Source organism: Agrobacterium rubi TR3 = NBRC 13261 (genome assembly GCF_000739935.1).
Classification (GTDB): Bacteria; Pseudomonadota; Alphaproteobacteria; order Rhizobiales; family Rhizobiaceae; genus Agrobacterium; species Agrobacterium rubi.
Map to the genome: position 1 here is coordinate 1 of NZ_BBJU01000042.1, position 14,763 is coordinate 14,763.

Below are 14,763 nucleotides of genomic sequence, written 5' to 3' on the forward strand. Positions count from 1 at the left end.
AGTTCATTTCGAACATCATGGTAGTGCCCTCGCCGTTCCCACTCGTGGTAGTCTGGTAGCGGTTTTGTAAGAATAGTCGGGCCATCGAGTAGAGGTCCTGCCATGCCCGATTGGTGCGGTCGATCACAACCTGGTCCCATCGCAGAGCAGAAACCGGTTCCTCCGCAATCTCAGCATAGACGAAGGCCAGCTCACGCAGGTGTTGCTGGTTGGTGGGGCGCCGGGAAACTCGCGCCAAGCGTACTACGGCAGCTTTCATGATCCGATTGAGTGGCGTGTCATTCGACAAAAGGTCGAAGCGGCAAGCAAGTCGCGAATGATCAGCCGCATGGCGCATAAACTGCCGGGTAATGTCAAGCTGCCCACGCAAAACAGGCAAATCCTCATCGCGATTGATGTAGCGTCGCGGCATGCCCTTACGCAGGGCCTCAGTTAGCTTGGTGCAGAAGATGCGGATCAGGATTTCTAGGAGAGTCTCCCTTTGCCAAGCGAGATCAGTGATGGCGCCAAGGTCAAGTTTCAGGTCGAGCGCAACGGCCAACATATGCACGAGACGTTTGCGGACCGTCGCATTTTGTTGATCGACGGTCTCACCGGAGTCGACATCGATTTTGGGCAGAATCTCCAAGCTCAGATCGCCCGTCGACAAAATTCCTATCACGCCGCGAGCGCGCAGGGCGTGCCGGCCATGTTCAAGAACTCCGCCACCGCCGCGCCCGGCAAATGGCGAGCGCTCCGCCAGAGCCGCAAGCCTACTTGCATGGCTGTCAGGAATTCGCCCCTCGCCGACGCCGTAGACGAGCTTTTCCCATTCGCGGATTGTATAGGCGGGCATCAGGCTGCAAAATCCGAGAAGTCGAAACTTGTCTTCACGCTCCAACGCATTTTTTCGCCGGCCAATTCGTCATCGGCAAAACCGGCCGGAGCTGTCAATCGTCTAGCCTCTAGGAAACGGGAGCCTGTGGACCCGCCGCCATCGCCTAGCACCGCGGCGACTTTCGACCAGTCCTCATAGAAATATTCAGCCAAGAGCGGGATGACCTTGTGGCGCATGACATCTTCGACTTCGGCGCGGTTACTGCAGCCGGTGAAATAAGCATGGCCTATCTGGTGTTCGCGATCAAAAAGGTACTCAACGCGTTCGTTAAGCTCGGTCAGCAGCCTGCACAGATCGATCCCATCTAGATTTCCCGCATCGAGCTGTCGTGCAGCCAGTGCCCGGCGAAGTTCTGCAACATCCGGCATCAGCTCGCGGAAAGTGAAGCGACGGCGCAAGGCTGTGTCGAGAAGTGCGATTGAACGGTCCGCAGTGTTCATTGTGCCAATGATATGCAAATTTGCCGGCACGCCGAATTCATCTCGCGAGTACGGAAGATGCACTTTTAGTGCATTAGGCTGTCCTAGGCGCTTGTCAGGTTCCAGGAGCGTGATCAGCTCGCCAAAGACCTTTGAGATGTTAGCGCGATTGATCTCATCGATAATCAAGACGAAGGCCTCACGCTCAACGTCGGTGTCGATCTCCGTGATTGCGCTGTTCATATAACGCTCAAGGACCGGAATATTAAGGCGTTCCTTATTCAGCCCATAGAGTGACCGCATCGTAAAGTTGCCGTCGTAGATCTCCGTAACCGGAACGCCCGCTGGATCGTGCCAGAGCCATTGGACGGCTCGTCTATGGCCGAACCGTCCCTCGGGCCTCGGACGATACACATAAGAACCAGTTACCTCGCCTATGGCTCGGATCAAGCGGTTCCCTTTGGAAACAATGATGATATCGCCGACTTTGAGCCGATTGCGAAACGTATCGGTGATCGAGACCTGTCCAGATTGCAGGGAGACCGGCCCCTCGATCTTGCCTTGGGCTTCACACGTTTTAAGGATCTCCTCGGCTTTTTCGAACTTTGGATCGCTCCAGTCGATGTCTTCCCAATCAAGGACAGTATAACCACCTTCGATAACTTCGTCGAAGAGCTCCTGATCGCCAGCATCCCTGCTGAAGCCCACCGACATCTTATAAATCTGGCGATCTTCGGTCGTGATCCGATTGCTGATCGCTTTCTTGCCGAGCCCGGTTTCAGCTCTTTTCGCTATGCGCCGAAATATCCCGGGTACGGTTTCGAGCCGAAACCCTGCCGAAGTCTCTTCTTCCCCATCATCTGATCCAGTAGTAGGCTGGCGACCTTCGACAAAATCCTCATAGGCCATCGATTGATGGAATGTGACGAATTCGATGCGGCCCTCGCCGACAAGACGGTGATATTCGGCCATTAGAGCAAGGCGGTCGTTCCTGATCGATTCGGCGACAGCATCGCCTAGGCAAAGCCGCACTGCTTCCCAAGCGGTGGCGTAGGTTTTGCCGGTACCGGGCGGCCCGTAAAGAATCAGATTGGTTGTGGTGGGCATCGAGGTGGAAGGTTGAGGCGTCATAATTTTTTGCCGTTCTGGTTCAGCGAACTGATAGGTGAAGATTGTGGAACTACTGGGATTGGGCAGAGTGTGCGTCGGCGCTAAAACATGCGCGAGCTTTTGGAATTTCTCTCCTCCAAGTGCACTGCAGATTGCTGGAAAGGCATCGTGCAGTCCCATATCCCGACTTAGATCGCTTGCCCGTACCGAAACTTCTGTCGCGTCGTTCTCGCGGGCTGGTTCGACATAGTAATTGAGGGCGCAGAGTCGGATGCGGTCAGCATTATTGGCGAGATGCTCATAGCTTTGGGGCGGGGGAACCGGTGCGTTGTTAGCCTCAATGATGATGTATCCCACCGTGTGTAACTGGGCCGCAGCACCGGCTTTCTGTTCCCAGCCCCCGATAAGCTGCGTCTTGTTTCTCACGAAGCCAACGATCGGTTTCGTAGGGTACACACGGTTTGACCGATCGCGCGTTGAGCGCACCCAGTAGTCGCGTGACTCACCAAAGGCATCGAATAAGGCCGCGTGCTCGCCTGATCGCTGATAACAATCGTACGCGTCCATCGCCGTTTCAACTTCCAAACGAGTTAGAGGGCTAACGTGTGCGGTGAGCTTTCGTGTCGCGTCAGGGTTCGCTTGCCAGTGACCGCCGTTGCTGTTCCCGTCTATCACCACACCAGCCGCCAGGCTCGGGCTCGTGAAAACGTGATCTTCTTCAAAGCGGTATAAGGCTGGATTGTCGTCGGGAACGAGAACACCTTCCTCAACCAGCCGATCACGCTCCCCGCGGTTTCGTTTCACCGTCGGAGACCCTTCGCGCATGGCAGTTGAGCCAGCCCGAACAAGAAAGCCTGACGGAACTGGTTTTCCAAAAGCCAATGCCAACTCTTTTTGTATAACCAACCAGTCATTATTATCCGCCTGCACAAAATTATCCTCAGTGTTCTATGAGTTTGGAACGGTACAAAGCGTGTTTACAAGACACATCTGTTTCGCGTACCGCATATTACTTCGCGTCTATGAAGCTACCATCCTTTACTCCAAACATCTCGGGCGCCCCACGTGAGCGCAGATCATGAGGTCCATAGATTGCTTCAAGCCGCCTATTCGGGGTACCGCCAAGTCGTCGAACTGGCTCACCGCAGCCGCGAGGCCCAAATTCTGTTGGCTTCTTTGCGAAACGATCGTATCGGACGCTAGCATTCCCCAAACCATTAAGATGTTCCAATCTTCGCAGGATCTGCGGACTGCACGCTGGTGTCAGTCAATTCCAGCCGTCCATGATCGACCCAAAATACCGCCACCCCTTTTAGTGGATCCCGCGGGAACAGCTCTGGGATTAACCCAGCATAGCTTGATAGCTGGGGCCAGTACGGGCCGAGGCCCTCACCACTGCCGCCGGATTTATGGTCGATCAACAGGCATCCCTTCGGTCCGATGGCGAGAAGGTCAATCGTGCCTGGGATCTCGGCCCCATCTTGAGTGAAACCAAGCACCGGGATTTCAGTGGCAAGGTCTGTATAGCCTTCCGCCGCGAGCCAGTCTTTCAGTGCGGTGGCGCGCTGAGAAATCATGTCGAGCGTGGCTTCTTCCAGTTCCGTCGCAGACGGCAACCCCTGCGCCAGGTCGGGTCGGGTCAGGTAAGTGCGCAACGCCAGATGCAGGGCAGTACCGCGTGCCGCGTCATTGAGCGTTGTTGGCCAAGGTGCGCCAAGAGCGACGCTACGGGTTCCGGGCACCTCACCCGCACTGCGACTTTGCGAAGGCTGTAGCCGCCAGGGCGAGAGTGGTATTTCGGCCAAAGGCGCCGCGGGCCCGAACCGGGGCGTTACACTCGAGACGCTATTTGCAAATTCGGTAAAGCCCGCCATCTCTGGCAATTGCTTAATGACCGCGGCGCAATCGACACCGCCGACCTTCAAGCAGTTGGTCCCGATCTGCGGTGCACATCTGTCCGTAAAGACATGGAACAGGTTTGTTGCCTCTGGCGCGTCTTCCTCTCGGTCTTTCAAGAAGCCGGGCCATTCCAACACTATCCGGTCGCGCGCACGAGTGAGCGCGACGTAGAGCAGGTTCTTCGCATTAGCCTCGAAATCTTCGCGTCGATCTTCGATAAAGCGGCGCGTAGCCTCTGGCGCCGCGAACCCGGGTGTATGAACAAGCGCCGCCGAGCCGAGCACCACTGCCATGTTGTCGATCCGGTCCAACGCATCGAAGCGCGTCGTCGTGGAACCGGGCCAATCCTCAATACCGTAATCGAGCTCGGCCACCACAGTGATCGGCCATTCGCGGCCCTTCGAGGCATGCCAGGTTACGATCTCGACCGCCTCAGCGTTGTTGGCAGCGGGATCCGGTCGACGATCAAAATCGCGTTCATTCGCTCGTGCATCGAGCCAGCCGAGAAACACCTTCGCGGTTTCGCCATGGAATCCGGAAGCAGCTTTGAGGTCGCGGTGCGCGCCCTCAAACTCGTTTGCCTCAGCCTCCAGTCGAAGGAGATCGGCGCGGCACCCCGCCGCGTCAGGTTGGCAATCTGCCCAAATGCGTAGGCCTGCGACCGACAGCACCAAATCCAAAGCCGCACTGACCGGAAGCCTTGCCATCTGATCGGACAAGGCTGCAAGGCGGATCAGGACCGGGTCATCGGCCAACCGCCCGGCAGTCTGGGCGGACAGCGCAGTCTGCAGGAGTAGTGGATCGGGACCCAGCGTGCGCAATAGCAGGCCAGAGTGAATATCGGCCGGGTTCGCAGCAAACGCAAGCGCGGCACGAGCAGCGGTGACGACGGGGCTCTTAGCCCAGCCGTCCTCGCTAATGCGGACAGGGACGCCGCGAGCGCGTAGCTCCTCGGCATAGCGGGCAGCAGTCGTGTGCCGGCAAACCAGCAGCGCAATATCCGATGGCCGCGCAGCGCGCGATTTCTTGGTAAACCGGTCCGTTATCGTCTCACCATCCGTCAGGATGGCTGCGATGCGTTCAGCAATATGTTCCTGTGGCTTTGATGCGTTGCGGACGCCACGCGATTTGGTCGCGATCAACACCTCGAGTGCCGGACCTGAGATTGGATCGCGCGTTGGTGTCAGCGAGTTGTAGCGCGCGCCGAACAGGCCCACACCCATGGCATTGACGAACTGCATCACAGCCGGCGTCGATCGCCAGTTGCGATCAAGCGGCTGTGTTGCATCGGGGTTCGCCGTTGCGAGAGCCTGTGACAAGCGCGGGTCGGCACCCTGAAACCCCATGATCGACTGTTTAACGTCGCCGACCAGTAGTGTGCGCGTCGCATTTGCGCCAAGCTGCCAAAGAAGGGCGAACTGCACGGGATTGGTATCCTGGAACTCATCGATGATGACACAATCTATCTCGCCGAGCACAGCTTGGAGAACGGCAGGGTCGGTGCGCAAAAGTCGTTCCGCCCCGGTAATCATGTCGGCGAAGTCGATTAGGCCCAATGCCTTTTTACGAGTCTCATAGGCTTCCATAACCTCTTGGGCACAGGCGATCAGGCAGGAAAGGTGCAACTTTGCATCCGCAAGAGGGCCGGGGTGGGCGGGAAGAACGTCAGCCGCTGCCATAATAGCGGTAGCAAGATCGTCGTATCCCTCCGGCGTCTTGCTGCTTCGGTTCGAGACAAACAAGCCGCGTAAGTCGTTCCAAAGCTTCCAGTCCCGATCGAGAAGATCGGGCGAGCGATGAACCCATTTGAATAGCGCCAAATTTTTCTCGAGTTTTTCGACATTGCCTTTGGCAGTGATGTGAGCCATGCCGCCTTCCGGGAAGCTCGCAACCATTGTCTGAATGGCCGCTCTCAACGCATCACGGGCAGCTGTCGGATCTGACAGAGTCTTGCCATAGATCGCATCCAGTCGCGACAGGGCCGGTGCGAGCAGGCCGCGATCACGCCCTTTGTCACCAAGACCACGCAAGAGATCAATCATCGACATTACCCGGCCGCGTAGAGAATCTTCGACCGTCTCGCCTGTCTGCCAGTTTGCTTCATAGCCAAAACGTTCTGGCTCGGCTTTGATGGGATCAAGCGATTTCGCATGCGCCAGTGACTGACGGATCAACAGGTCTCGCTCCGCATCACCCAGATGCCGCGGTTGCGGCGAGGCACCTGCCGCTAGCGCATGTTCGGTCAAAAGCCTGAGGCCCAGTCCATGGATAGTCGATACATATGCGCGCTCGACCGCCATAGCCTCAGAAACGAGACCATCTGCTAGAAGCCCTGCACGGATGCGTTCACGAAGTTCAGCCGCAGCGGTCTCAGTGAAAGTCACGGCTAGAATGCGCTCGGGCCTAACCACGCCGCGTTTGACCCAATCAGAAAGCTGGGTCTTAATTCGGTGCGTCTTCCCGGCGCCGGCGCCGGCTGGAACGATTACCAATCCTTGATCCATGGTCATCCCTCCTCGACCTGACGAATGAAGGCTCTAACGAGGGGAGAGCCGTCGGTCAGCGCATAGGGCGTAAAGCCTGCCTCCTTCCTAAAGAATTTTTCATCATCTGACCTGTTGAGGACAACCCTACCTGCGCCCAGTTCCTCCAGTCGCGCCGTTAGCTTTTCCACGGCGCTATCACTCACGGTATTTCCCATGTCGCGCGCGGGAGAAGCGTCGGAAAGCGTCATCCCAGAGGTCAGGAAGCCTCCGTCGTTCATAAGGTGATATGCAACGGCAACCTTGCGTCCAATCAACGGATCCATCCCATCGTTCTCGCGTCGGTTTGGCCGGGAGATCATGTCGCGGTAGAGCCCGGCCTGCAGATCCCAGGCCGCCTCCATTCGCTTTCGACGACCCGACGTTCCGCTTTTCTTGTGATCGACGACTAATAGAGTACCATCGGGAAGCTCGAGGATTGCATCGGCTTTGCCATGCAGCTGGATGCCGTGTGCTTCTCCTGCCAACCAGATCTCGTTGCCGATAATCTTCGCATTCAGCGCCAACAGATGATCTCGCCAGCGTAGCGCGGCAGCGAGGATTTCGCGTTCCAGTCCCTTGCGTTCCATCTCCCACGACGGGCTGCGCAGATAGCCAGCATGGCGCATCAATGCACGATCATAAGTCTCGGGGACCGCAGCGGTCAGTGTTTCCGGATCCGGGACCGGCTGATCCTTCAAGAAGATATGTTCGAAGACGTCATGGGCGATATTGCCCTTCGCCATACCATCAAGCTCGTCGGCGGACCAAGACATATCCTCGGCTCCGACCTCAGCAAGGAGCCAGGCAAGTGGGCTGACGAGCAATGTCTCTAGCCGCGAAGGCGATTGCGGCTTTGCCGTTCCGTCATCCGTACGACGAAGAGAGAGAAGATCTCGCCCAGGAAAGTCCAGAGCCTCGGGGAGGTCTGGCTGCATGGGTAATGGCGGGAGATGGTGATGCACGATCGGCCAGTCTGATGGCGAGAGCCGCGACAAATCGGTGATGAGATCGCCCGCGTCGATGAGGTTATGGATCGAGCGCGCGATAAGTGACAGCCCTGCGGATGGCTGCAGTTTAGTGCCGGACAAATCGCGCCAAGGGATCAGAAAAGTGACAGTTTCGGAGGTCGCCTGCAGTTGATGATCAAAGAGCGCAAGCCCTTGTGCTAGGCTCGCGGCCCGCCCCCGCAATGCGAGACCTGTGGCGGCGCGAATCCAGGTGACTTCGCTGTCAAGGAACATCGGATTGGCCCGCGGGCGTGTTGGATAAAGTCCGTCAGTAAAGTCGGAGATAATCAAATGCTTGCAGGGACGCCAAGGGCTCTCATGCGCGAGCCACAGGCTTACGCCCTCCAAATTGCGCACCGGATCTGCGCTTCCAGGCGCCGTCACTTGAATGCCGCGCAGCATCCCTTCCCAATCCGGCGAACCCTCGCCTGGAGGGACCGATAGGCGAGCTCTAACTTTGTCACCTGCCGTAATCTGATCGCATATGCGGTCGAGAAAAAAACGTAGCTGCGCCAAGCTACTTGCAGAGGCGCGAATATCATCCCAAAGCGCCTTGTGCGCCGGGTTAGCCGTTAGAATTTCACCCCGGAAGTCCCCACTCATCAGGCTCTCAGCGAGATTGCGCCCCGTCACGGACGACCAAGGCATTAGTGGAGATAGCACGAGGCTTGCCAGTGCCATCGCTGGAGTTGGCGGACGTTTAGCAAGCGCCAGTTGCAATGCCGTTTCGCCAATGACATCTCGTTTTGGCAGGTCTGCAGGCAGACCAGACACCGGAATACCCTGTGCAGAGAAAGCACGGGCGATCTGTTGCGGGCTTCCAGCCGTAAGAACAGCAATCTCGCGAGCCGGGGTCCCTTCGTCAATCAACGCTCGAGCACGGGCAGCGGCGAAATCCGCACAGGCCGCAGGATCTCTTAAGCCGTGAAAAGAGAGGCTAAGATCGACGGGGCCGGTCTCGATTTTAGGGGCCGTCACTCCACTCTGGAGGGTGTGCAGCCGGCTACCGATAACGGCGGTGCGATCGCGTGGCAAGGCGGGGACTGAGCCGAATTCGTCCTTTAACCGGGCGTAGAGCATCTGCATTGAGGCGGGCGCGAGCGGATCGAGAGAACCCTCGACAACCGGGATCGGAGCCAGAAAGCTTCCATGTGACAAATTCTGGACATGGCGCACCGGCGGCAGGCCATCGGGCAGTGCATTCCCCATTTCCCGCCACAATCCGACCAGTGCCGTCAGATGCCGTCCCGCCCTGCTATCGGGCAGGGAATCGACCGTCGGTACCTGCAAATCCGGCGTCGCGAGTATCAGGTCCTCCAAGGCTGCGGTCACCGCAGAAATCGTTTCAATTGGTGCGTTCGAGAGGCTATCCGCCCAAACTGGATCAGAGGAGTTTGCGATGGCGCGGCCGGGTGTCCACTCGGTCCCCTTTGGCGCTAAACTCAGTTCGGCCAAAGCGGTGTCGGACAATCGGTATTGGAGGCCAGAGCGTGCATCGGCGACGAGAAAGGGATAATGCATAGTAGCCTCCGATGAATAGCTATTTGTATGAAGCGAGATCGTTCGAAACTGTAGGCGCAGCGATAATCCGCGATGAAAGCAATTGCATATCGACAGATCTGAAATTCATTCATAACGTAAATGGGTGTCAATATCTGACATGCTTGTTCAAGAGGGAAATTAGTCTTGCCGTTCTCCAAGTCCCAAGACCTCATTAGACTTGCGCGGCTGGCTGCTGTTCGGCGAACGGGGATCAGTCTCGATGAAATTCGTGATGAGTTTGGCATCTCGCACAGAACAGCACAGCGCATGACTGAGGCGCTTGAGGCCGTGTTCGATAACGTGGAGGCGGTTACCGGCACGGATCGTCGACGACGGTGGCGCGTTCTAGATCCGGTTCTGGAAAAACTGCAATTGAGACAGGAAACAGCGGTCGAGGCGCTGGACATCGCGTGCAGAACAGCGCGCGGCGACGGGCGTTTGCGCCACGCTGCTGCGCTAGATGACCTGCGCGGTGGACTGCTTGCGCGCCTCACCCCAAAAGATGCTCTTCGCACTGAGGCAGATGTCGAAGCCGTTCTGCTAGGCATGGGATCGGTCGCACGCCCCGGACCGCGCGTTAATCTAGTCCCGGCTGTCGTTGACGCTGTAATTGAGGCTTTACGGGGACCATTCAGATTACGGATGCGGTACGGAGCTATGGATGCGCCGGAACGTGTCGTCGAGCCTCATGGTTTCCTACTTGGGCATCGGAGCTATCTCGTAGCGCGCCAGCCAGAACGCGGAGACGAGATGCGGAACTTCCGCATGGATAGGATAATGAGTGCTCAAAGTTTGGACGAAAGCTTCAATATCGCGCCAGGGTTTTCGCTCGAAGACTACACCGCTAGATCGTTCGGCGTTTACCAGAATCCGAAGCAATATGACGAAGTCATCTGGCGTTTCGCTCCACATGCCGCAGCGCGGGCGGCCGAGTTCTCCTTTCACCCAAAGCAGACCGTCGAGCCACAAGAAGATGGAAGCCTAGTTGTACGCTTTCATGCGGCAGGCTGGCTTGAAATGGCATGGCACCTTTATTCATGGGGCGATGCAGTCGAAGTCGTCGCGCCCGAAGGGCTGCGTAGCTTGATCGAAAACCACCGCAGAACCGACTTCGTTTCATTGCCATAAGCCTATGAGGACCGACCGACCGCGTCGACAGGGTCGCGATCTCATGCTCCAACGGGGTGACAGTTTTTGACACCCACGCTCCCTTAATATCCAAATGCCCGATTCACAGGGTATTTCGTAAAGGAGAAGACAGATGGCAAAAGGAAAAGGTAGCGGAAGCAATTTCCGCAGCGCAATCACCGGAAAGTTCGTCACACACAAGCAGGGACGTTCAAGTCCGAGAACGACAGTGCGAGAAGCCAAAAATGGCGGTAGCACCGGAGGCACTTACAGAAGTGCTATTTCTGGCAGGTTTGTGACCACGGCCTATGGCAAGTCGCACCCGCGCACCACCATCAAAGATAACTGAACGCGGGATTGAAAAGGATATTCCCGTGGCTCAATGCACAGCACCTCGAGAAGGGCATCGTTCAGCGAACGCGGCTGCAAATTGCCCAGCGTGCCGTGGTGGCAGGCGTTATGGCGGCTATAGCAGCTATAGCAGTTACGGTAGCGGTTACGGATCCTACTCATCTTCTTCCAGCACGTCGTCTGGAAGCAGCAGCGGCGGATCAGGACGGATACGCGCGAAATGGTCGAAGGCGGGCTCGTCCGTGTTGTACACACCTACGGAGGTGCGGGCGCTCACGCCAATCCGCGAAACCGCCGAGAGCCGAGCGAAACTACCGGATCTCCGCGACGTATTCTTGTGCCATGCGTGGGACGACCGGCAGGGTGATGCGAAGACACTGCATGATTTGCTTGAAGCACGGGGAGTATCAGTCTGGTTTAGCGAAAAGGACGTTGCTCTCGGTACGTCGTTGCTTCGCGAAATCGACAAAGGGTTGGCAAAGTCGCGGGTCGGGATCGTGTTGGTGACGCCAGCATTACTGCGCCGTCTTCCAGCAGCAGGCGTTGCCGACAAAGAGCTTTCAGCGCTTCTAGCGACCGAACAGCTCGTACCCATCGTTCATAACACGAGCTACGAAGCTTTACGCAATGTCAGCCCCCTGCTTGCCTCGCGAAGTGGCCTGAGCACCGGAGAGGATACCATGCCAGTGGTGGCGGACAAGCTCGCTGAGCTTGTTGCGGCGTAACTTTGCTTGGGAAGCATCGATGCTGAAAACCGATACTCGCCAAGCGAATTGGCGCCGGGCTAATCCGGCCAAATATGATGCTCATCTTGCCGTGCAGCGGGCGGTGAAGGCGGGCGAACTGGAAAAGCAAACGTGTGAGGTTTGTGGGGTCGGCGCTGTCGATGCTCATCATGACCGATACGACGAGCCTCTGAAAGTGCGTTGGCTTTGCCGGTTACATCACACCCGTCTTCACCACCGCGGCGAGGATATGTTCCCAATTCGACACCAAAGCTGCCGGTGATTGGGATTGTAGAATATTTTCAAGCAATTGAGATTTGGAAATGGCGGGTCGTTGGTTCTGCTCCCATCAAGGCGTTGGATTCTTTCATTGTAAAACTCAGCATTGTGTTCAGCGTATACACAAATTGTCTTCCTCATCATTCATTACCATCCTCTCGGCGCGTTTCAGCTAAATCCGTTCGGGTGATTGATTAGCGAGAGGCGGTGCCTGCATAACTCTCGCCTACCTCGTGCCACCGAGTTCGGACATCTATTTTCAATCAGCCGCCAAGTGAATTTCAAATGGTCATATATTGACTTTCAATTAGTCAACAATGTATTTTCAAACGGTCATTGAAAGGAATAAGGCCGTGATGCTCTATCCAAGACTCGTCGAGCAACGTGTTGCCGATGCCATGTTAGACACAAGGGTGATTATGATCGTCGGTCCCCGACAATCAGGAAAAACGACACTGGCAAAGAAGATAGCCAAAGAGGCCATGGAGTATTACACTCTAGACAATGCGACCACCTTGGATGCAGCGCGACAGGATCCGGTTGGCTTTGTAAGGCGTATAGATCGCGCCGTCATCGATGAAATTCAACGCGCCCCCGAGCTGTTGCTCGCAATCAAAGAAAGTGTGGATATCGACCAGCGCCCGGGACGTTTCCTCCTGACCGGTTCGGCTAATATTATGACGCTGCCACGCGTGGCGGACTCGCTCGCAGGACGCATGGAGGTCGTTCGATTGCTGCCGCTTGCGCAGAGCGAGATCAGAACCGCGGGCAGCAGCTTCCTGAGCGACGCCTTTCAAAATGAACCAAAGGTCGGAGAACCCGTCATCGGTGACGACTTGATGGCTGCGGTCCTTGCCGGTGGATATCCCGAGGCGTTGAGCCGCAAAACGTTGAGCCGCAAACACGACTGGTATGCGGATTATATCCAAGCGATCGTTCAACGCGACGTTCGTGATGTTGCCCAAATCGAGCAGATTGCGCAAATGCCGCGCTTGCTGCGCATTCTAGCTGAGCATTCGGGACAACTCGTGAACTACTCCGGAATTGGCGCCCCCATCGGGATGAACCACGTCACAACCCAGAAATACGTCGGTATATTCGAGAGCCTGTTCCTCGCCCGAACCGTTCAACCTTGGTTTTCCAACAAACTAAAGCGCTTGACTAAAACCCCTAAAATACATTTCCTCGATTCTGGTCTGCTCGCATCTCTTCGTGACCTGTCTCTCGAGAGAATGCGGGACGACAGAGGGCAGTTCGGGGCGTTGCTTGAGACTTTCGTTTTTGGTGAGATACTCAAACTCGCCAGTGCCGCACATACACGATTTGAGTTTTCGCATTTTCGTGACAAGCAGCAGAATGAAGTCGATATTGTCGTTGAAGACAGGCGAGGGCGGATTGTCGGTATCGAGATAAAAGCCGCAGCATCCGTCACATATTCCGATTTCTCCGGCTTACGAATTTTGGCCGAAGAATGCGGAGAGCGCTTCGTATCAGGCATGGTCCTTTACGACCACCACAAGGTAATTGCATTTGGAGAACGTTTATCGGCGGTTCCAATTTCGGCGTTGTGGCATTAGCGTCTGGGAATTCTCTCTAGGCTCCAGACGCGCGAGCGGTCCTGGAAGTCCGACGGAAAAAATGGGACTCAGGTTCGATTCCCTTCAAGAGCTGTATTTGCGACCTCATCATTGGTTTGACAAACTTTGCCATCAGCGAGTATGTTAAGGCATTAAGGAGACTCGAATGGCGACGATGAATGTATCTCTGCCAGACCCCATGAAAGATTGGGTTGAAGCACAGGCCAAGACAGGTCGATACTCGAATGCGAGCGATTATGTCCGGGACCTAATCCGCAGAGACCAAGCCCGTGCGGATAAGATTGCCGAGATGCAGCGATTTGTCGACGACGGGATCAGAAGCGGAGTTGGGAGCCGTTCAACGGAAGAGTTGTTTGGTTTAGCCAGCTCTCGAGCCGCCATCAGCCGCGGACGCGCTTAATGCCATTCAGCCTATCGGTCCAAGCGGAAGAGGATATTATTTCCATTGCGGAAGAAGGCATTCGCAACTTCGGAGCAGTAGTCGCCAAACGATATCACGATGAGCTTTTTGCCTTGCTCGAGCTCATCGCCACCAACCCAAGAATGGCACGCGAACGCCATGAAATTTCTCCTCCTGTCAGGATCCATCCTTTCAAGGCTCACCTTTTCGTGTATCGCATCATTGAAGACGGGAGCGTATTCGTCATCCGCATACGGCACGGCCATGAAGATTGGGCGGGAGATTCTTTCTAACCAACCACTTCGCCGAATTTATAACATACTGGTCGCAAGTGCGAATCTCATCAAGACGAAGGTACTCGAGCGACCCGTACTAAGCTGTTGATCTACATATGATAAAGGACATTATCACATATAGACCGGCCGGCAATGGACCGGTGACAGTCATATAGATTCCGTCGCGAAAGTCCCTATTCTGCGACGGTGCAAAACTCGGTCGCAAAATTCAAACTTAAATCAGGAGTTTCGCGTCAGTGTTAAACGCCACGACCGGGTAGCTTGGGGACGGTCCACTATAAATCGGCTCAGATCGTACAGCGAAACTTTGCAGCCTAGATGTCGCTTGGTGCCTGTTGCGGCAGCGCGTGAACTGCACCCCATTTCGACCGGACAGTCGGCATAAGCAGAAAGGCTCAAGCACAGGCTTGAGGACAGGCTTATGTCTAACGAGTATCGACACGTTGAATTGCTGACGGGAGATGTGCGCCGCAGGCGGTGGACAACCGAGCAGAAGCTGACAATTATTGAGCAGAGTTTTGAACCTGGCGAGACGGTATCATCGACCGCTCGCCGCCATGGCGTTGCGCCCAATCTGCTGTATCGATGGCGCAGGCTATTGAGTGAG

Annotated in this window: 12 protein-coding genes; 8 read left to right on the plus strand and 4 right to left on the minus strand. The window is 56.1% G+C overall.

The genetic code is table 11. From position 1 onward, the window contains the following. From RRU01S_RS24625 to RRU01S_RS24645, 4 genes are all read right to left on the minus strand, one after another. A partial coding sequence (locus RRU01S_RS24625) for an McrC family protein (RefSeq protein WP_045232881.1) occupies positions 1 to 835 on the minus strand: 835 nt, incomplete at its 3' end. Continuing rightward, positions 835 to 3,336, minus strand: a complete 2,502-nt coding sequence (locus RRU01S_RS24630; protein WP_327787166.1) for a DUF4357 domain-containing protein — start codon at positions 3,334 to 3,336, stop codon at positions 835 to 837. The genes RRU01S_RS24625 and RRU01S_RS24630, both read right to left, overlap by 1 nt. A 287-nt stretch (positions 3,337 to 3,623) precedes the next feature. Further along, on the minus strand, positions 3,624 to 6,815 hold the full coding sequence (locus RRU01S_RS24640) for a UvrD-helicase domain-containing protein (protein ID WP_045232883.1): 3,192 nt from the start codon (positions 6,813 to 6,815) through the stop codon (positions 3,624 to 3,626). Beyond that, positions 6,812 to 9,358, minus strand: coding sequence for a PD-(D/E)XK nuclease family protein (locus RRU01S_RS24645; protein ID WP_045232884.1), 2,547 nt, complete (start codon positions 9,356 to 9,358; stop codon positions 6,812 to 6,814). Before RRU01S_RS24645 ends, RRU01S_RS24640 begins: the two co-directional genes overlap by 4 nt. 165 nt (positions 9,359 to 9,523) lie before the next feature. Between RRU01S_RS24645 and RRU01S_RS24650 the strand changes: the two genes are divergently transcribed. The 8 genes from RRU01S_RS24650 to RRU01S_RS25690 form a co-directional block, all read left to right on the plus strand. Beyond that, complete coding sequence (locus tag RRU01S_RS24650; RefSeq protein ID WP_045232885.1) at positions 9,524 to 10,507, plus strand: helix-turn-helix transcriptional regulator; 984 nt, start codon at positions 9,524 to 9,526, stop codon at positions 10,505 to 10,507. Positions 10,508 to 10,640: 133 nt separating this feature from the next. Then, positions 10,641 to 10,856, plus strand: coding sequence for a hypothetical protein (locus RRU01S_RS25680; protein ID WP_081880202.1), 216 nt, complete (start codon positions 10,641 to 10,643; stop codon positions 10,854 to 10,856). A 25-nt stretch (positions 10,857 to 10,881) separates the two neighbouring features. Continuing rightward, positions 10,882 to 11,583, plus strand: coding sequence for a toll/interleukin-1 receptor domain-containing protein (locus RRU01S_RS24655; RefSeq protein WP_081880203.1), 702 nt, complete (start codon positions 10,882 to 10,884; stop codon positions 11,581 to 11,583). Between the two features lie 19 nt (positions 11,584 to 11,602). Then, complete coding sequence (locus tag RRU01S_RS25685; RefSeq protein ID WP_045232887.1) at positions 11,603 to 11,866, plus strand: hypothetical protein; 264 nt, start codon at positions 11,603 to 11,605, stop codon at positions 11,864 to 11,866. 349 nt (positions 11,867 to 12,215) lie between these two features. Beyond that, a complete protein-coding gene (locus RRU01S_RS24665) occupies positions 12,216 to 13,439 on the plus strand; it encodes an ATP-binding protein (protein ID WP_045232891.1) in 1,224 nt (407 codons plus the stop codon). Between the two features lie 166 nt (positions 13,440 to 13,605). Beyond that, on the plus strand, positions 13,606 to 13,860 hold the full coding sequence (locus tag RRU01S_RS24670; RefSeq protein WP_045232888.1) for a type II toxin-antitoxin system ParD family antitoxin: 255 nt from the start codon (positions 13,606 to 13,608) through the stop codon (positions 13,858 to 13,860). Beyond that, positions 13,860 to 14,153 (plus strand): type II toxin-antitoxin system RelE/ParE family toxin, encoded by a 294-nt coding sequence (locus RRU01S_RS24675; protein ID WP_045232889.1) that lies wholly within the window; start codon positions 13,860 to 13,862, stop codon positions 14,151 to 14,153. Before RRU01S_RS24670 ends, RRU01S_RS24675 begins: the two co-directional genes overlap by 1 nt. 424 nt (positions 14,154 to 14,577) lie before the next feature. Beyond that, a partial coding sequence (locus tag RRU01S_RS25690) for a transposase (RefSeq protein WP_131367855.1) occupies positions 14,578 to 14,763 on the plus strand: 186 nt, incomplete at its 3' end.